This is a genomic window from Pseudomonas sp. HP_08 (genome assembly GCF_055284095.1).
In genome coordinates this window covers 76,345-93,721 of record NZ_JBTOQC010000006.1, presented here as the reverse complement: position 1 = coordinate 93,721, position 17,377 = coordinate 76,345, and the positions used below count along the sequence as shown (strand labels likewise).

At 63.9% G+C, this 17,377-nt stretch carries 13 protein-coding genes; 2 read left to right on the top strand and 11 right to left on the bottom strand.

Annotated elements, in window-relative coordinates:
• Nucleotides 1-103: 103 nt before the first annotated feature.
• Entirely contained in the window at nucleotides 104-1,114 is a 1,011-nt protein-coding gene (locus ACYAS9_RS07390) for a GGDEF domain-containing protein (protein WP_463567662.1), read from the top strand.
• Between the two features lie 4 nt (nucleotides 1,115-1,118).
• Here ACYAS9_RS07390 and ACYAS9_RS07385 read toward each other — a convergent pair whose 3' ends face one another.
• The 9 genes from ACYAS9_RS07385 to ACYAS9_RS07345 all read right to left on the bottom strand — a co-directional run bounded on the left by ACYAS9_RS07385 (nucleotide 1,119) and on the right by ACYAS9_RS07345 (nucleotide 12,691).
• Entirely contained in the window at nucleotides 1,119-2,489 is a 1,371-nt protein-coding gene (locus tag ACYAS9_RS07385; protein ID WP_463567661.1) for an HDOD domain-containing protein, read from the bottom strand.
• Between the two features lie 129 nt (nucleotides 2,490-2,618).
• Nucleotides 2,619-3,815 carry a dipeptidase gene (locus tag ACYAS9_RS07380; RefSeq protein WP_463567660.1) on the bottom strand — a complete coding sequence of 399 codons (1,197 nt, stop codon included), beginning with the start codon at nucleotides 3,813-3,815 and terminating at the stop codon, nucleotides 2,619-2,621.
• Nucleotides 3,816-3,865: 50 nt separating this feature from the next.
• Nucleotides 3,866-5,257 (bottom strand): MmgE/PrpD family protein, encoded by a 1,392-nt coding sequence (locus tag ACYAS9_RS07375; RefSeq protein WP_463567659.1) that lies wholly within the window; start codon nucleotides 5,255-5,257, stop codon nucleotides 3,866-3,868.
• Nucleotides 5,258-5,262: 5 nt separating this feature from the next.
• On the bottom strand, nucleotides 5,263-5,985 hold the full coding sequence (locus ACYAS9_RS07370) for an SDR family NAD(P)-dependent oxidoreductase (RefSeq protein WP_463567658.1): 723 nt from the start codon (nucleotides 5,983-5,985) through the stop codon (nucleotides 5,263-5,265).
• On the bottom strand, nucleotides 5,985-7,274 hold the full coding sequence (locus ACYAS9_RS07365; protein WP_463567657.1) for an FAD-dependent oxidoreductase: 1,290 nt from the start codon (nucleotides 7,272-7,274) through the stop codon (nucleotides 5,985-5,987). Before ACYAS9_RS07365 ends, ACYAS9_RS07370 begins: the two co-directional genes overlap by 1 nt.
• On the bottom strand, nucleotides 7,271-8,020 hold the full coding sequence (locus tag ACYAS9_RS07360; protein ID WP_463567656.1) for an amino acid ABC transporter ATP-binding protein: 750 nt from the start codon (nucleotides 8,018-8,020) through the stop codon (nucleotides 7,271-7,273). The genes ACYAS9_RS07365 and ACYAS9_RS07360 overlap by 4 nt, the downstream gene beginning before the upstream one ends.
• Nucleotides 8,021-8,028: 8 nt before the next feature.
• Nucleotides 8,029-8,706, bottom strand: a complete 678-nt coding sequence (locus ACYAS9_RS07355) for an amino acid ABC transporter permease (RefSeq protein WP_463567655.1) — start codon at nucleotides 8,704-8,706, stop codon at nucleotides 8,029-8,031.
• Entirely contained in the window at nucleotides 8,703-10,301 is a 1,599-nt protein-coding gene (locus tag ACYAS9_RS07350) for an ABC transporter substrate-binding protein/permease (protein ID WP_463567654.1), read from the bottom strand. Before ACYAS9_RS07350 ends, ACYAS9_RS07355 begins: the two co-directional genes overlap by 4 nt.
• Entirely contained in the window at nucleotides 10,295-12,691 is a 2,397-nt protein-coding gene (locus ACYAS9_RS07345) for a TonB-dependent receptor plug domain-containing protein (RefSeq protein ID WP_463567653.1), read from the bottom strand. The genes ACYAS9_RS07350 and ACYAS9_RS07345 overlap by 7 nt, the downstream gene beginning before the upstream one ends.
• 508 nt (nucleotides 12,692-13,199) lie before the next feature.
• Here ACYAS9_RS07345 and ACYAS9_RS07340 point away from each other — a divergent pair.
• Entirely contained in the window at nucleotides 13,200-14,090 is an 891-nt protein-coding gene (locus ACYAS9_RS07340; RefSeq protein WP_463567652.1) for a LysR family transcriptional regulator, read from the top strand.
• A 67-nt stretch (nucleotides 14,091-14,157) separates the two neighbouring features.
• Here the strand turns inward: ACYAS9_RS07340 and gabT are convergent, their stop codons facing one another.
• Complete coding sequence (gene gabT, locus ACYAS9_RS07335) at nucleotides 14,158-15,438, bottom strand: 4-aminobutyrate--2-oxoglutarate transaminase (RefSeq protein ID WP_459746942.1); 1,281 nt, start codon at nucleotides 15,436-15,438, stop codon at nucleotides 14,158-14,160.
• Between the two features lie 415 nt (nucleotides 15,439-15,853).
• Nucleotides 15,854-17,296 (bottom strand): NADP-dependent succinate-semialdehyde dehydrogenase, encoded by a 1,443-nt coding sequence (gene gabD, locus ACYAS9_RS07330; protein WP_463567651.1) that lies wholly within the window; start codon nucleotides 17,294-17,296, stop codon nucleotides 15,854-15,856.
• Between the last annotated feature and the right edge of the window lie 81 nt (nucleotides 17,297-17,377).

The window sequence follows — 17,377 nt, the reverse complement described above, 5'->3', positions numbered from 1 at the left end:
TATCGGAACTTCCCCGCAAAAAAGCCCTCGAATCCGTTAATCCATTGCCCTACCTATTACGTAGCGACGCGATCAAATTCGTGCCGCCCGAGAAGCCGTGCCCATGGAAAAAACGACCCCTGCTGCTGCGCCTGTGCCGCCGCACAAAGAGCCGCTGAGCAGCATGCCTGTCGCCGCCGAAACCTTGATGGCCCTGATGCATGCCCAGGCCGAAGTTGCCCGTCTAAGCGAGCGTGAGCAGTTGTTCAGTTCCTTGCTGGTCAGCGTCAACGCCGTGTTGTGGGCGTTCGACTGGGAGACCCAACGCATGATCTACGTCAGCCCCGCCTACGAGCGCGTCTTCGGGCGCTCCGTGGGCCTGGTATTGGCCGACTTTGCGCAGTGGCGCGACAGCATCTACCCCGACGACCTGAATTATGCCGAGCGCAGCCTCAGCGAAGTCATCGAGAAAGGCGCCGTCGAAGACCGCGAATACCGCATCATCCGTGCCGACGGTGAAGTGCGCTGGCTCAGCGACAAGTGCTTCGTCAGCCACCGCACCGACCCGAACCAGCGCCTGGTGGTGGTCGGCATGGCTGAAGACATCACTGAAAAGAAGCATCTGGAAGACGAGCTACAGCGCTTGGCCACCACCGACGTGCTGACCCAGAGCAGCAACCGCCGGCATTTTTTCGAGTGCGCCCAGCGCGAATTTGAACTGGCGCGCCTGCAAGGCACGCCGCTGTCGTTCCTGCTGCTGGACATCGACGACTTCAAGAAAATCAACGACACCTTCGGCCACCAGGTGGGCGATGGCGTGTTGCAGCGCATCGCCGAAAGTGGCCGCACCACGCTGCGTCGCGGCGATCTGTTCGGGCGGATCGGCGGTGAAGAGTTCGCCGCCATCTTCCCCGGCTGTGCCTCGGAGATGGCCCTGCAAATCGCCGAACGCCTGCAACGTGAAATCCAGCGCCAGCACTTCCAGAGCGATCAACAGGCGTTTGGCATTACCGCCAGCCAGGGCCTGACCTGCCTGACCGACGAAGACCAGACCCTGGAAGCCCTGTACGCCCGCGCCGACGCGGCCATGTACCAGGCCAAGCGCCAAGGCAAGAACCAGATCGTGCTGGGGTAAGCGGTTACGAGACCGGGGGCTCTGGCGCAGGCTCTTCTTCCATCGAGCGCTCGGGCTCCGGGGTCAGGTCGAGCAGGTCCGGCAGGTCATCTTCGGCCTCGGCCTCAACCGCTGGCGTCTCTTCGAGTGGCTCCCGGGTCAGCGCCATCAAGCTGGGGTCGGTCACGCCGGTGAGTTTCTTGCGCAGGCGTTGCAGGGCGTCCACGTCGAGTTTGAGCAGGCGCGCGGGTTTCGACTTGAGCAACACATTGACGCTTTGCTCATCGCTGAGCCGCGCCATTTCGCCGGCCAGGTTCATGGCCAGCACTTCGCGGGTGAAAACCCCGGTGTTGTACTGGTAGAGCGCGGCAATCAGCTCGCGCAGCTCCAGCGGCAGGCGCCAGCGGGTACGCAGGGCCGAGCCGTAGGCGGCCGAGTATTGCTCCAGCATCTGCGTGATGGTGTTGTCGTCCAGCTTGCCGCCGTTGAGCAACCACTCTTGCAGGCAACCGATCACCGCCAGATCGCCCAGCGACTGCAACAGCCCGGCGGTGAAACAGCGCTCCTGATTCAACTCAAGCATGCGCGCCAGGATGCGCGCGTAGTCGCCGGTGCGCTGCGACATCAGCCACAGCTCGCTGGCCTTGGCCAGCAAACCGTCATGGGTCAGCACGGCAATACGCTTTTTACTCAGGTTGGTGGCGATCTGCGCGCTCTGAACCGCGCCCAATGTGGCCAGCGCGCCGCCCAGGCTATGGATCGGCTTGCCCAGATGCTGGGCAGCGGTGTTGGCGGCGGCAATCAGCACCGCGGTAATGTGCGGGTCGTTGCGCAGCTCTTGCTCAAGCAAATGCACATCCAGGCCTTTTGGCCCCTGGCTAAGCCCCAGCGCCGATTCGACATCGACGAACAGCGGCGCACCATCGGCGGTGTCGCGACGGGCATCGAGAAACTTGTTCAGGGTCATGCCCGGCACCTTGACCGGGCCGTCGGTCGAGCACTCGACCAACAACGTGCGCAGCCGTTGGCGCAGGCCCTCGCTGTTGAGCGGTTTGGTCAGGTAGGCGGTGGGCGCCAGCGGCAACACTTCGCGCACACTGGCGGCGTCGTTGCGGCTGCTGAGCAGGATGAACGGGATCGGCGGCTGGCGGCGCAGCTTGCGCACCCCGCGCAACAGGCTCAGGCCGTCGATGGACGGCAGTTCACGGGCCGCAATGATCAGATCGGGCAAATGGCCTTTCATCCACTCGACGGCCTGTCGGCCATCGGTGCACATCTCCAGCTCGACATCGGCACGTACGCTCAGGACCAGATCACTGAGGGTCTCGCGAATCCAGGGGTCGGACTCTGCGATCAATACGCGCGGTACGCCAAGCAAATCTACAGCAGCCATCATCACTCTCCGACATCGATGCCTTCACCTTAGCCAATGCCATCGCCGGTATATAGCCATCAGCCGAAAAAAGACCGCCAAGGGTATGAAAAAACCCGCCGCGGCGGGTTGTTGTTCAGGCCGCCCTCTGGCTCACGGAGCGGCTTGAACGCACTGGTTATCAGCACGCGCGGCAAACGCCTGGGCCTGATCCAGCACGCGCAGCAGGTTTTCGCCCCAGATCGCCGCAATGTTCTGCTCGCTGTAACCAGCCTGTAACAGACGCTCGGTGATGCGCGGCAATTGCGCCACATCCGCAAGGTCGGCCAGCCCGCCGCCACCGTCCCAGTCGGCACCGATTCCGACATGTTCAGGCCCCACCAGTTCCAGTACATGCAACAGGTGCTGCATGAAGTCGTCGAGGCTGGCCTGCGGTTTGGGGTACTGGCGCTCGACCTCGGCGATCTGTACGGCCAGCTCACTGAACTCAGGCTGAGTCAGCGCGGCCATCTGCCGCAAACGGGTGTACAGCGGGCGCAAGGCGATGTCGCGGCGTGGGTCGGCCTTTTGCGCCGACAGGTAGCTGCTGTAGGTATTGACCTGAATGACCCCGCCGCGCGCCGCGAGTCGCAACAGCCGCTGATCGTCGATATTGCGCGGATGAGGGTTGATAGCCCGGCTGGACGAGTGCGAAAGAATGATCGGCGCCTGCGACAGTTCAAGCATCTGATCGAATGCCTGGTCCGACGCATGGGAGGCATCGAGCAGCACGCCCAGGCAGTTGGCGCGCTGCACCAGTTCGCGGCCCGTCGGGCTCAGCCCATGCCATTCGCCGATGGCGGTGGCCGAGTCGGCCAGGTCGCTGTTGCTGCTGTGCACCAGCCCGAGCATGCGCAGGCCTTGACGCTGATAGGTGGCCAGCAACGCCGGATCGGCCGCCAGTGGCTGGGCATTTTCCATGCTGATGAACACCACGCGCTTGCCGGCAGCGGCAATGCGCCGGGCATCGTCTGCGCTCAGCGCCAGGCCGAACTGGTGTGGATAACGTTCGGTCAGGTCGCGCAGGCGCAGCAATTGCGACAAGCCATAGGCGGCATCCTGCGCACGCCCTGCCACGCTGCGCTCGTTCTGCGGCGTATAGATGGCCCAGAAGCCGCCATCCAGTCCGCCTTCCAGCATGCGCGGCAAGTCGACCTGCGACAGGTCGCTGGCAACGTCATGCCGTTGCCGAATGTCCCAGCCCGGCCGCACCAGTTGCCGCGCGGTGTCCATGTGGCTGTCGAGCACCAGCAAGCGCTGATGCAACGCCAGCGCCTGTTCGGAAACCGGCGCGGCCTGTGCGTCTGCCATACCCGACAGCGCACACAACCACACCCCGGTCGCCAGCCAGGCGCGGCACCTCACAGGGCGCGCCCAAACAGCTGCGCGATAGTCTGGGGCGCGCTAAGCAGCCCAAGCAATTGCTCGCGCAACGGTGCCTCGCACAGCTGCTGCAATTTGTCTTCGAACCGCGCCTGCCGTGCCTCGGCATCCAGGCCATCGAACGGCCCGGAGCGGCTGAGCCGCGCCACTTCACGCTCGCCCTGATAAAACACCAGCACGGCCGGAAAGCCGCCGGTCGCCTGTTGCTGCGCGGTCAGTTCGGGGCTGGCGACCACCTCGATACGCGGCATGAACGCCAGCACCTGCGCGTCCTCAATCGCTGCCGGCTCGAAGTCCTCCAGCACCGAACGCTGGCGCACCAGCGCGCTGGCCACCGCGTACGGCAGGCTGAAGCGCGCCGCCAGGTGATTGCCGATGACGCGGGTCGACAGCGAACTGGCGCTGCCCTGATTGACCTCCACGCGCACGCGGGTGACTTGCGCCAGGTCCAGCGCGGCGCCGCCTTCCAGTGCGGCGCGGATCGCCGACTGGCAACCGAAGCAGGCCGGGTAGGCCTTGATCGCATAGGCCGCAAGGTCCACCGCCAACGGATCGATCAACAGTTGCTCAGGTTGCGCCGAATCGAACCCGAAGCTGGCCAGCCAGCCATGTTCGCCGGTCAACGGCGTCTTCGGCCCGGTCGCGCCGGCCTCGGCCAGCAGCACCGATTGCAGGGCATTGCGTGCGCTGAGGCCCACGGCCAGGTCCTTGTCGAGGCTGTAGCTACCGACCTTGGGCGACAGGGCCGAGAGCAATCCTGCGCTCAAGGTCGTGGCGGTGATCGCGGCGGCATGCAGGGCCAGCGCGTGATCGTCGCTGATCAAGGCCGCCGCGCCGAGGCTGGCGGCAATCGGTGCGATCAGTGAGGTGGTGCGAAAGCCGGCCTGCCCGGTGCGGTGCGAACGGCCCAGGGCCTGCGCCAGGCTGACATTGGCCGCAAAGGCGATCCACAACGCACGCAGCAAGCGCTCGCCGCCGATACCGCGCTGCTCGGCCAGGGCCAGCAGCGCCGGCACGATGACCACCGCCGCATGGCCGTTATTGCGCGGATTGATCAGCACCTCCTGAAAATCCAGCGCCTCGGCCGCGCAACCATTGAGAAACGCAGCCTCGCTGGCGCTGGCCGTAAAGTCCGCGCCCCATACCAAGCAGCCGGCGGTTTGTGCCTGCACCAGCGCCTGGTCCACCTGCGTGCCGCCCAGTTGCTTGCGCCGGGCATGGCTGGCAATCGCCACGGTGTCGGCCACCAGCAGGCCGAGAATGGCCGCCGTCTGCGCCGGCAGCGGCGCCGCCAGCAGGGCCAGATGATTGTCGGTCCACTGCTGGTCTGTCGTTTTCCGGTCTGTCGTTTGCCCATCTATCGTTGCCATCGCCATTAATCCACACCGTTTGCCATGATGCCGCCGTCGATCACAAAGTCGCTGCCGTTGGCGTATTGAAAAGCAGGATCGGCCAGGGCACGTACCGCCCGGCCGATTTCGTTCGGTTGCGCCAGGCGCCGCGCCGGAATGCGCGACAGCAGATGTTGCTCATCGAGCCGCCCGGCCTGCAGCGCCCTGTCGACCATGTCGGTGCGCGTGTAACCGGGGCTGACCGACAGGGCGCGAATGCCGGACTCGGCAAAGTCCAGCGCCAGCACCTGGGTCATCGCGACCACGCCGGCCTTGCTCGCCACATAACTGGCACGGCCAGGGCCGGCACGATGGGCGACAAACGAGCCGATATTGATGATCAGCCCGTCGCCGGACGCCTTGAGTGCGGGAAACGCGGCCTGGCAAGCGTAAAACGTGCCGCTCAGGTTGGTGTCGATCACCGCCTGCCAGTCCTCGACCGACAAGGTCGCCGCATGCCCGCGCCGGGCAATGCCGGCGCAATTGACCAATACATCAAGGCGCTCCAGCCCGACCGCAGCACGCCGCAGCGCGTCCGGGTCGCGGATATCGACGCTATGGACCGGGTATTCACTGACCGACCCGGACTCCAGGTCCCAACCGATCACCTCGCTGCCTTGTTCAAGAAACGCCAGGGCCACGGCGCGGCCAATGCCGCTGGCGGCGCCGGTGACCAGTACCCGGCGCACCGGGCTGTCGTGCGTCATCACAGGATCGCTCCTTGTTCCAGTAAGGTGGTTTTGATCGCCGCCAGCGGCGCACGCTGCGCCAGACCGCAGGACAAGGCCGCCGCGACGCCGGCCGCATGCCCGGTGGCAAAGGCGCAGCCCATGACCCGTATCGAGCCGAAAGCCTCGTCGTCGGCGCCGATGCAACTGCCGGCCAGCCACAGGTTGCAGCAGCCGTCGGGAATCAGCGCGCCGTAGGGCACGTGAAACCAGCCGTCGCCGGCAATCGGTTGGTATTCGGTGACGCCAGGGCACGGGTGCAGTTCGCAGGGCCAGCCGGAACGGGCAATGCCATCGGCGCGGCGCCGCGCTTCGAGCAGGTCGCAGGCGCGTACGTCCTGCTGCGAGCGCACACTGCGGGTGCCGCGAATGCCCAGGCGCGGGCCGCTGACTTCCAGTTGCGCCTTGGCAAAACCGGGCACTACGCGGCGCAGGGAATCAAGGTAATCGTGGGCAATCGCCCGGGCTTCGGTTTCGGCACGACTGAGGCTGGGGCTGGTGCAGTCGGGTAAATCGACATCGACCATCATTGCCCAGTAACTGTTGGACCACGGCAGGCGCACAAAGAAGCCGCCATTGGCCCGCGCCAACGGATGGCCGGTACGTTGCCGGTAATCGGCAGCCGCCGCTTGCAGGTCGCTGCGGGTCCATTGGCAGGCGGTATCGACCGAGGTGATGCGCGCGGTCAGCGTGGCGGCCTGAATGCGCGGGCGCACGCTTTGCGGGGCGATCATGGCGGCGATGTTGGCATTGCCGGTGGCATCGACCACCGAGCGCGCCTCGACCTGAAACAGCCCGTCGGGGTCGCTGCACAGCAACGTCTGGATCTTGCCGCCTTGCAAATCGGTGGCCACCACCCGGCAATGCAGCAGGCTGCGAATGCCGGCGTCTTCGACCAGACGATCCAGCACCCGCTTCAGGCGTTCGGGGTCGAGCAGGATGATCCAGTTGCCAGAGCTTTGCTGCACCGGGGCGATGTCCAGGCCCATGGCCTGCAAGCCATCGAGCACGCGCTGGCCCATGCCGGCGACCACTTGCTCGGGCGCGTCCCCGCGGGTGTAGAAGCCGCAATAGGACTGCACGCCGGCCACGGTCGCGGTGCCGCCGAGAAAACCGTAATCCTCGATCAACGCCACCGTGCGCCCGCACTCGGCGGCCGCCAATGCTGCGGCCACGCCCGCCGCGCCACCGCCGACCACCGCGACATCGACCCGCAATGCCGGTCGGCCACCGGTCTGCAAGCGCTGGCCCAGCAAGGCCTGGCTCATAGCACTTTGTCCAGAAAGGCCTGCGTGCGCGGGTCCTGCGGGCGATCAAACAGGCTTTCGGCGTCGGCATGCTCGACCACGCGGCCCTGATCCATGAAGAACACGTAATCAGCGGCCTGGCGGGCAAAGCGCATCTCGTGGGTGACCAGCAGGCAGGTCATGCCCTCGGCGGCAATCTCCTGAATCACCGTCAGCACTTCCTTGACCGTCTCCGGGTCCAGCGCGGCGGTGACTTCGTCGAACAGCATGACCTCGGGCTGCATGCACAGGCTGCGAGCAATCGCCACGCGCTGCTGCTGGCCGCCGGACAGTTCGCCGGGGTAGGCGTTCTCCTTGCCGTCCAGGCGCACCTTGGCCAGCAGCGCACGGGCCTGAACCTCGACCTCGCCGCGCTCGCGGCCCAGCACCTGAATGGGCGCCATCATCACGTTTTGCAGCACGGTGCGGTGCGGGAACAGGTTGTAGCCCTGAAACACGATGCCGACCCGACGGCGCAGCGCCTGCGCGTCCAGCCGGCGGTCGTCGACGCGCACTCCGGCCACCTGGATCGAGCCGCTGTCGAGTGCGGTCAAGGCATTGATGCAGCGCAGCACCGTGCTTTTACCGGAGCCGGACGGACCGATGATGCAGGCCACTTCGCTGCGCCCCACGGCCAGGTCCACGCCCTGCAATACCGGCGTGCGGCCAAAAGACTTGGTCACGCCCTGCAGCTTGATGAACGGGTCATTCAAGAGTCGTTTGTTCAACACGTCACCTACCAGCGGGCCCAGCGGCGCTCCAGAGCGCGCGCCAGCAACGAAAGGGGAAAGATGTAGAAAAAGAACGCGGCCAGCACCACACCGTAGACCGGCAGCAGCAAATCGGTACGCGCCTCGGCGGCGAGAATCTCGCGGGCCACCGCCAGCGCCTCGCCGACACCGACCAGGCTGGCCAGCGCGGTGGACATGGTGACCACGCAATACAGGCCCAGCGCCGGCGGCAGAATCTGTCGCAACGCTTGAGGCAAAATGACCTGACGCAAACGCGCCAGCGGTCCATAACCCAGCGCGGTAGCCGCTTCCCATTGCGCCAGCGGAATGGCCCGCAGGCCGCCGCGAACGATTTCCGCCAGGTTGCCGGTGGCCGGCAGCGCCAGCGCCACGACCGCCTTGAGCCAGCCGGGAATCGCCAGCCGCGCGTCAAACACCCGCAGCTCATACGGCAGCAGGTGCATGACAAAGAACATCACCACCAGCCACGGCGAATTGCGCAGCAACTGGGTCAGCACCCTGGCCGGTACACGCAGCCAGGCCATCGGCGCCAGTTGCGCGGCGCCCAGCGCAATACCGGCCAGGCATGCCAGCAACATCGCCGCCACGCCCATGCCCAGATTCACCACAAAGCCACGGCCGAGCATCGGCAACCACGGCAGCAGATCGGCAAACACACTCACAGGCTCACCCCCGGCAGGCGCAAGCGCCGCTCCAGGCGGTCGAGCAGCAAGGCCAGTATCGCCATCAACGCCAGGTAGGTCGCCAGCACCAGCAGCATCATTTCCACCACGTTATTGCGTTCGTTCCACAGCTCCTGCGCGCTGTAGAGCACCTCGGGCACGGCCACGGCGTAAGCAATCGAGGTGCCCTTGATCAGTTGCACCATGTTGTTGCCCAACGCCGGCAGGCTGGCGCGCAAGGCAATCGGCAACTGCACATGCCACATGCGTCCCCAGCGGCCATAACCCAGGGCCAGCGCCGCCTCGCGGGTGGTCTCGGGCACAGCCTTGAAGCCGGCGCGGAAGATTTCGACGGCAAAGGCGCCGTAATGCAGGCTGATGCACAGCACCGCCAGGCCGAATGCATCGGCGTACCAGGGCAATTGCGCGCCGGGCAGGCCGTCGCGCAGTAGCGTGCCGATGCCGAAATACAGAAAGTACAACTGCGCGAGACTCGGCGTGTTGCGCAACAGTTCGACATAGCCCTGTACCGTCCAGCGCAGCACGCGCGGGCCGCGCATGGCCAGCGCACCGAGCAGGCCGATCAGGCACGAGGTGACGATGCAGATCAGCGCCAGTTTCAGGGTCAGGCCGATGCCGTTAATGAATTGCTGCGCCGACCAGCCCTCGTAGAACACCGGAAAATTCCAGCCGGTGTCACGGTTGAGCTGGCGAAAGTCCTCGGCGATGCGCTGGAACATCAGCGGCACGCCCTGCTCGTCCAGGCCGATCGCAACCGGTGCGGCCACTGCCAGCACCGGCTTGTGCGGCAAGCCATAGCGGTTCTCCAGCGCCTCGATCAGCCCTTCTTCGCGCCAGGCGCGGGCATAGCCGTCGAGCATTGCACGAAATTCCGGGTCGCCATGGGCGATGGCCATGCTCCACGGCGACTCCAGAATGGTCGGCAGCTTGATCTCGTAATCCGCCCACTCGCGCTGATTGAGCAGCCGCAAGCGCGCCACGGCTTCGTCCATGACCTGACCGACGCAACGCTGGTCACGCAGCGCCTGGGCACTTTCGGTCAGCCCGGCAAACGCCAGAATGCGCACGCCATAACGCTCGGCCACCGCCTGGTTGTAGGTCGAGCCGTGGCTGCTGCACACCGCCTGACCGCGAAGGCTTTCCCAGCTACTGACGTTGCGGTCCTTGCGCGCCAGCAACACGGCACCAGAGCTGTAGAAGTTGGGTTCGATAAAGTCCACCAGCCGCTGCCGCGCCGGCGTCACGCTGTAGCCGGTGATGATCAGGTCGCATTTGCCCTGATCGAGAAACGGCACCCGGTTGGCACCGCTGGTCGCGACGGTCTCGCGGCGCAGCGGGCGTTGCAGATCGGCCGACAGCCGCACGCGGATGTCTTCGGCCAGATCGAGATTGAAACCTGTCGCCTGCCCCGAAGGGCTTAGATACGCGAACGGGCGGTTCTCGACGTTACTGCACACCGTCAGCACACCGCGCTCGGCGATGCGCTGCAACACCGGGCCTGCATGGGCCGGCAAACTGACGGCCAGGGCCAGCAGCACGCTGGCTGCCAGCCCGGCCAAGGTGCTTCTTACCACTGGTACGAAGCCTTCACGTAATAGAACGCCCCATTCATGCCGAAAGGCGAATACGAGATGTAGTTGACGTTCTGATGGCCCGGGTTGTTGAGGCTGTTGCGTTTGTCCGGGTAAGCGTCGGTGACGTTGTCGCCGCCCACGGTGAACAGCCAGTCCTGCATGCGGTAGCTGGTCGACAGGTCGAGCACCCACTTGGCCGCATAACGCTGGTCGAACTCAGGGCCGCTGTTGCTGACCGCCACGAAGCTGCCGTAGCGCACCAGATTGCTGTGAAAGCTCCAGTCGCCCAGGCTGTAGTCGTTGCTCAGCGACAGCTTGCTGCGCGGCGCGCTGTCGGTGAGCACGCCATAGCGGTCGCGACGGTCGATGCGCTCAAGGTTCAGGCCGTTCTGGCTGAGCACCGCCGGGTTTTCCTTGACGTCGGTGACGCGGGTCTGGCTGTAGGAATAGCCGACCGAGCTGTTCAAACGGCCGCCGTTATCGAAGCGCCAGCGGTACTGCCCGGACACATCGACACCGCGCGTGGTGGTGTCGACCGCGTTGGTGAAGTAGCGCACCGACTGATACAGGTCACGCTGCACACCGTTGGCCACCAGGAAGTTCTGCGCGGCGGCGTTCTGTACGTTGAGGTTGCTCGACAGGGTGATCCGGTCGTCGATGGCAATGTGGTAGAAGTCTACGGTCGCGGTGAAGTCATCGAACGGTTGCAGCACCAGACCGGCGCTGATGTTCTGCGACTTCTCGGGCTTGAGGTCTTCGGCCCCGAGCAGGCGCGCCACCGGGTCGTCGACCGAGGCGGTGCGCTGGTCCTGATAGGCGTTGATCGAGGTGTTCAGCGCGCTGGTGGTCGCCGAATAATGCTGCTGGGCCAGCGATGGCGCACGGTAGCCGGTGGACAGGCTGCCACGCACGGCGACTTGCGGGGTGAAGTCGTAGCGGCTCGACAGGGAGCCGGTGGTCGCGCCGCCAAAGTCATTCGAGCTGTCGTGACGCAGGGCCACCGAGGCGCGCCATTTCTCGGTCAGGTTGGTTTCCAGGTCGATGTACTGGCCGACCAGATCGCGGCGATAGCTGCCGCTGTCGGTGTCGCGGAAACCGGAAAAGCCTTCGGCGCCGGTGCCGTAATACGACGACGCTTCGCCGCTGCTTTCCTTGTAGGTCTGGTGCTGGTATTCGACACCGAACGCCACCGACAGCGGGTTGGGCAGCAGGCCGGTGTCGATTTCCTTGCTGAAGTCGAGCTGGTAGACCGCCTGGCTGCTCTTGAGCGTGCCATCGTAGAAATCGCTCTGGCGGCTGCCGGTGTCACGGAAGAGGTAACGGTTGAGGCTGTCGCGGGTATAGAACTCCATCTCGTTCTGCCCGTAGTTGACGCTGGCGTCCCAGTTCCAGCCGACCACCTGGCCTTTGAGGCCGAGCAACAGCGTCTGGTCTTCGGATTCCGAATGCAGGGTCGGGCGGTAGCCATTGGCGTAGGCCTGCGCGTCGTACACCGAGGCGCGGCCGTTGCGGTAGGCATCCCAGGTGCTGCCGTCGGCGCGGTTGTAGGACGCCACACCGTAGGCGGTCAGCTCATCGGTCAGGTTGTAATCGGCATTGATCAACAGCTTGCCGTTCTTGACCTCTGGATCGCCCAACCGATAGGTGGTGTCGCCATAACCCGGTGCGCCGGGGTTACGCAGGTCACGTCCGGCGCGGCTGGTGAAATCGTTGGAATTGCCATCGAAACTCAGGTGCAAGGCGCCCTGCTCGCCAAGGGCGAAACCGGCATCGGCGTCCAGGTGACGCTGGATACCGTCGCCCTTGGTGGTCTGGCCGAGGCTGGTGGTGGCCTGGCCGCCGTAGGCTTCGTTCTTGAGGATGATGTTGATCACACCGGCGATGGCATCGGAGCCATAACGCGCCGAGGCGCCGTCGCTGAGCACTTCGACATGATCGATGGCCGACACCGGAATGGTGTTGAGGTCCACCGGCGCCGAGCCGCGGCCCTGGGTGACGTTGGTATTAAGCAGCGCGCTGGTGTGGCGGCGCTTGCCGTTCACCAGCACCAGCACCTGATCCGGCGCCAGGCCGCGCATTTGCGCAGGCCGGGTGATGCCACTGAACCCGGAGCTGGCCGGACGCGGGAAGTTGAGCGACGGAATCAGCCGCGACAACGCCTCGCCCAGCTCGCTGCTGCCGCTGTCTTGCAGGGCCTTGGCCGAGACCACCTGAATAGGCTGCATCGACTCGGCTTCGGTGCGGTTATCGGCGCGGGTGCCGGTCACGACTACGGCACTCAGCTGGTTATCCTGATCGACAGGCTCGGCCGCGTGCACATTCAGGCTGGCAACAACGCCGAAAATAGCCACTGACAACGGGCTTACAACAAAACGGTTCTTGGTTTTCATGAAGACAGCACCTGACATGGCACGGCCTGCCCGCAGGGCTCGGCTGTGGGTGAGACACACCTGAATGAAGGTTGAAAAATGGCGAGCGGGCCAGTCCCTGGCGCCATGCGTGCGATAAATCTTCCGGATCTGTTGCAGAGCGTGCCAGCCGGGTGCGTGCAATCTACTGGCGCGCGGCCAGTCTATAAATTGAATATTTGAAGGCCACCATTAACCTTTGCTCAAGGCTATATAAAGGCATATGGATATTCTTTTTTTGCATATATGGATTTCAAGAAAACCACCACCTGTAGGAGCGCGCTTGCCCGCGACTGGGCGCGGAGCGGCCATAAAAATTGATGAACCGCCAAAAATTTACGACTGCTAACGCAGCCGGTCGCGGTGGTCCGGCATTCCGGTAAACGCGCTCCTACGCCGAGGTCGTGTTTGCATCACGGTGCATGTCGGTCAGTTGCGTTCCCGGGTAAACTCCAGCGTCGCTTGATCCCCTGTCGTCCCGGGACACCGTATGAATCTTCGTCAAATGGAAGTGTTTCGCGCCATCATGCTCACTGGCAGCATTGCAGGCGCTGCCGAGTTGCTGCATATCTCGCAATCGGCCGTGAGCAAGATGCTCAGTCATACCCAGCAGCGCACCGGTTTGAAGCTGTTCGAGCTGGTCAAGGGCCGGCTGGTCGCCACCACTGAAGCGCGGCAGTTGTATGAGGAGGTTGATCGGCTGTGGCGCAATGTCGAGAAAGTCCACGCGCTGTCCAAAGAGCTGGCCAACCCGGACAAGGGCAACCTGTACATCGCCGCCTCGCCCAGCCTGGGCATGACCGTGGTGCCGCAAAGCGTGGCCGACACGGTCAAGGAACGGCCCGAACTGCAGGTCAAGGTCATCCTGCCGCTGCCCGCCGGCATGATCGATGCGGTGGCAGAAAAGATCGTCGACATCGGCATCACCACCTTTGAGGTCAACCACCCGAGCATCACCGTGCATGCCCGTTTCAGTTGCCCGCTGGTGTGCATCATGTCGCCGTCGCACCCACTGGCCAGCCATGCCTCGATCACCCCGCACGACCTGATCGGCCACCGGCTGATTTCAGTGCCGCTACAAGAGCTGTACGGCATCAGCGAAGAAAAGGTCTATGGCGAGGCGTTGCCGCACTTGAACATCGGCCTTGAAGTGCGCTCCGGGCTGATCGCCAGCCTCTTCAGCCGTGCCAGCGGCGAAGTCGCTGTGGTCGACGCCATCGCCATCTCCGACAACCTGATCCCAGAGCTACAGGTCAGGCCGTTTGTGACCAGCGAAAGCATTGATATCGCGGTGATCCACAACAGCTACAAACCCCTGTCGCCGCAAGCCTTGCGGTTTCGGGAATTGCTGATGTGCCGGTTGCAGGCGCTGTCGGCCTGACGTGCCTGTATAGGACGCGCCTGTAAAAAAACCCGCCGAAGCGGGTTTTTTATTCAAGCGTCAGGCATCAAGCCAGTTCGTCGAAGCACTCGGCGACCAGGGCAATGCCTTTTTCCAGTTGCTCGTCAGGAATGGTGACAGGCATCAGGAAGCGGATCACGTTGTAGTACGTGCCGCACGACAGCAGGATCACGCCTTTTTCGCGCGCACGGGCCACGACCTTGCCGACCAGTTCGGCCGCCGGCTTGCTGTGGTCGCCGTTTTCGAACAGCTCGATGGCAACCATCGAACCCAGGCCACGCACATCGCCGATGACCTTGTGCTTTTCAGCGATCTGGCGCAGGCGGGCTTTCAGGGTTTCGCCGACTGCGTTGGAGCGCGCCAGCAGGTTTTCTTCGTCGAACACTTTCAGCACGGCCAGGGCCGCGGCACAGGCAATCGGGCTGCCGGCATAGGTGCCGCCCAGGCCGCCTGGAGCGATGGTGTCCATGATCTCGGCCTTGCCGCACACGCCGGAGATCGGGAAGCCACCGCCGACCGATTTGGCGAAGGTGGTCAGGTCCGGGACAACGCCCAGTTGTTCAGTGGCGAAGAAGGTACCGGTACGACCGGCGCCGGTCTGCACTTCGTCGGCGATCAACAGAATGCCGTGCTGGTCGCACAGGGCGCGCAGGCGGCCCATGAACGCTGGTGAGTTGACGTAGAAACCGCCTTCGCCCTGCACCGGCTCGATGATGATCGCAGCGATGTCTTGTGGCTGGGCATCGTTCTTGAAGATGCGCTCGATGCTGGCGATCGACTCGTCTTCACTCACGCCGTGCAGCTCGCACGGTGCCAGGGCGCGGAACACGCCAGCAGGCATCAAGCCCATGCCAGCGGAGTACGGCACGACCTTGCCGGTTAGCGACAGGGTCATCATGGTGCGGCCGTGGTAAGCGCCGGTGAACGCGATCACGCCGGTACGGCCAGTGGCAGCACGGGCGATCTTGACGGCGTTTTCAACAGCTTCCGAGCCCGAGGTCACCAGCAGGGTTTTCTTGGCGAAGTCGCCCGGCACGCGCTTGGCGATTTCTTCGCACAGCTCGATGTACGGCTCATAGGCCAGCACCTGGAAGCAGGTGTGGGTCAGCTTGGTCAGCTGTTCCTGAACGGCGGCGATCACTTTAGGGTGCAGGTGACCGGTGTTCAGCACCGCAATGCCGCCCGCGAAGTCGATGTATTCACGGCCTTCGACGTCCCATACGGTGGCGTTTTCAGCGCGCTCGGCGACGATCGGGTGGATCTGGCCTACGCCACGCGGGACAGCGGCGGCACGGCGTTGCAGCAGGGATTCGTTGGTCTTGCTCATGAGTTCCTCATTCGCCGTTCATCGTCGGCGTGGTTCAAGGATTCAGCGGCGGGAGACAACCGGGCCAGCATGCGATGATCGACTGGCGCGGCCTTCCGGCCACCATATTTAGGGTCTGTTACCGTTTCATCACAACCGCGCCGAGGCCTGCTTTGTCGAAAACAAAAGAGTAAGACTCGATAGCAGCATGCGACAAAACAGTCACGGCCCTGCGGGTTGCGCGCAAAATCGCGCCATGCTGCGTTGCAGAACTTGAAAATGGAGTGACCATTTTCTTCGTCCTGCGCCTTGCCTGACACGATTTTGCGCGGCAACGCGATCTGCGCTGAAACGGCAACAGACCCTACGTGTACAACGCAAAAACCGATGAAGCGTCGCTCTCGCGCCCCATCGGTTGTGAAGCACTCGGCCGCGGTTAAACCGACAGGCAGAGGTATTTGATTTCCAGGTAGTCTTCGATGCCGTACTTGGAGCCTTCACGGCCCAGGCCCGAGGACTTGATGCCGCCAAACGGCGCCACTTCGTTGGAGATCAGGCCGGTGTTGATACCCACCATGCCGTATTCCAGCGCTTCAGCCACACGGAACACACGGCTCATGTTCTGCGCGTAGAAGTACGACGCCAGACCGAACTCGGTGTCGTTGGCCAAGGCAATCACTTCGGCCTCGTCCTTGAAGCTGAACAGCGGCGCCAGCGGGCCGAAGGTCTCTTCTTTGGCAACCGCGGCGTTCTTCGGCACGTTGACCAGAATGGTCGGCTCAAAGAACGTGCCTTCCAGGCTGTTACCGCCCGACAGCACTTTCGCGCCTTTGCTCAGGGCATCGGCGATGTGTTCCTTGACCTTGGCCACGGCTTTTTCATCGATCAGCGGACCGGTGGTAATGCCCTCTTCCAGACCGTTACCGATCTTGAGTTTGGCCACAGCGACTTTGAGCTTCTCGGCGAACGCCTCGTACACGCCTTCCTGCACATAGATGCGGTTGGCGCAGACGCAGGTCTGACCGTTGTTGCGGTATTTGGAGATGATCGCGCCCTCAACTGCCTTGTCCAGGTCGGCATCGTCGAACACGATGAAAGGCGCGTTGCCGCCCAGCTCCAGCGACACTTTCTTGATGTCGTTGGCGCATTCGGCCATCAACTGGCGACCGATCTCGGTGGAGCCGGTGAACGACAGCTTGCGCACGATCGGGTTACCGGTCAGCTCGCTGCCCACTTCGCCCGCGCTGCCAGTGATCACGCTGAACACGCCAGCCGGAATGCCGGCACGCTCGGCCAGCTCAGCCAGGGCCAGCGCGGAATACGGAGTCTGCGAAGCAGGCTTGAGCACCATGGTGCAACCGGCGGCCAGCGCAGGACCGGCCTTGCGGGTGATCATCGCGGCAGGGAAGTTCCACGGGGTAATCGCGGCGGTGACACCGATCGGCTGCTTGAGCACGATCAGGCGCTTGTCCGGCTGGTGGCCCGGGATCACATCACCGTAGACGCGCTTGGCTTCTTCAGCGAACCACTCGATGAACGAGGCGGCATAAGCGATCTCGCCCTTGGCCTCAGCCAGCGGCTTGCCCTGCTCCAGGGTCATCAGGCGAGCCAGGTCGTCCTGGTTCTCGATCATCAGCTCGTACCAGCGACGCAGCTTGGCACCACGTTCCTTGGCGGTCAGTGCACGCCAGGCCGGCAGCGCCTTGTCGGCGGCTTCGATGGCACGACGAGTCTCGGCAGCGCCCATCTTCGGCACGGTGCCCAGCACTTCGTTGGTGGCCGGGTTGTTGACCTTGATGGTCTGGCCACCGTCTGCGTCCAGCCAGGCACCATTGATATAGGCTTGCTGGCGGAACAGTTTGGAATCCTTGAGCTGCATGTCGGCCTCCTGAATAGCACCGCGCAGACGCGGAGCGGGCTGATATAGAAATGGCGCCGTCACAGGGCACCACTAAGGTTT

Bases quoted from the DNA above. Each gene is read 5' to 3' on its own strand.
- ACYAS9_RS07390 (WP_463567662.1), top strand. From the start codon at position 104: ATGGAAAAAACGACCCCTGCTGCTGCGCCTGTGCCGCCGCACAAAGAG.
- ACYAS9_RS07380 (WP_463567660.1), bottom strand. From the start codon at position 3,815: ATGGCAGACGCACAGGCCGCGCCGGTTTCCGAACAGGCGCTGGCGTTG.
- ACYAS9_RS07370 (WP_463567658.1), bottom strand. From the start codon at position 5,985: ATGACGCACGACAGCCCGGTGCGCCGGGTACTGGTCACCGGCGCCGCC.
- ACYAS9_RS07365 (WP_463567657.1), bottom strand. From the start codon at position 7,274: ATGAGCCAGGCCTTGCTGGGCCAGCGCTTGCAGACCGGTGGCCGACCG.
- ACYAS9_RS07375 (WP_463567659.1), bottom strand. From the start codon at position 5,257: ATGGCAACGATAGATGGGCAAACGACAGACCGGAAAACGACAGACCAG.
- gabD (WP_463567651.1), bottom strand. From the start codon at position 17,296: ATGCAGCTCAAGGATTCCAAACTGTTCCGCCAGCAAGCCTATATCAAT.
- ACYAS9_RS07345 (WP_463567653.1), bottom strand. From the start codon at position 12,691: ATGAAAACCAAGAACCGTTTTGTTGTAAGCCCGTTGTCAGTGGCTATT.
- ACYAS9_RS07340 (WP_463567652.1), top strand. From the start codon at position 13,200: ATGAATCTTCGTCAAATGGAAGTGTTTCGCGCCATCATGCTCACTGGC.
- ACYAS9_RS07385 (WP_463567661.1), bottom strand. From the start codon at position 2,489: ATGATGGCTGCTGTAGATTTGCTTGGCGTACCGCGCGTATTGATCGCA.
- gabT (WP_459746942.1), bottom strand. From the start codon at position 15,438: ATGAGCAAGACCAACGAATCCCTGCTGCAACGCCGTGCCGCCGCTGTC.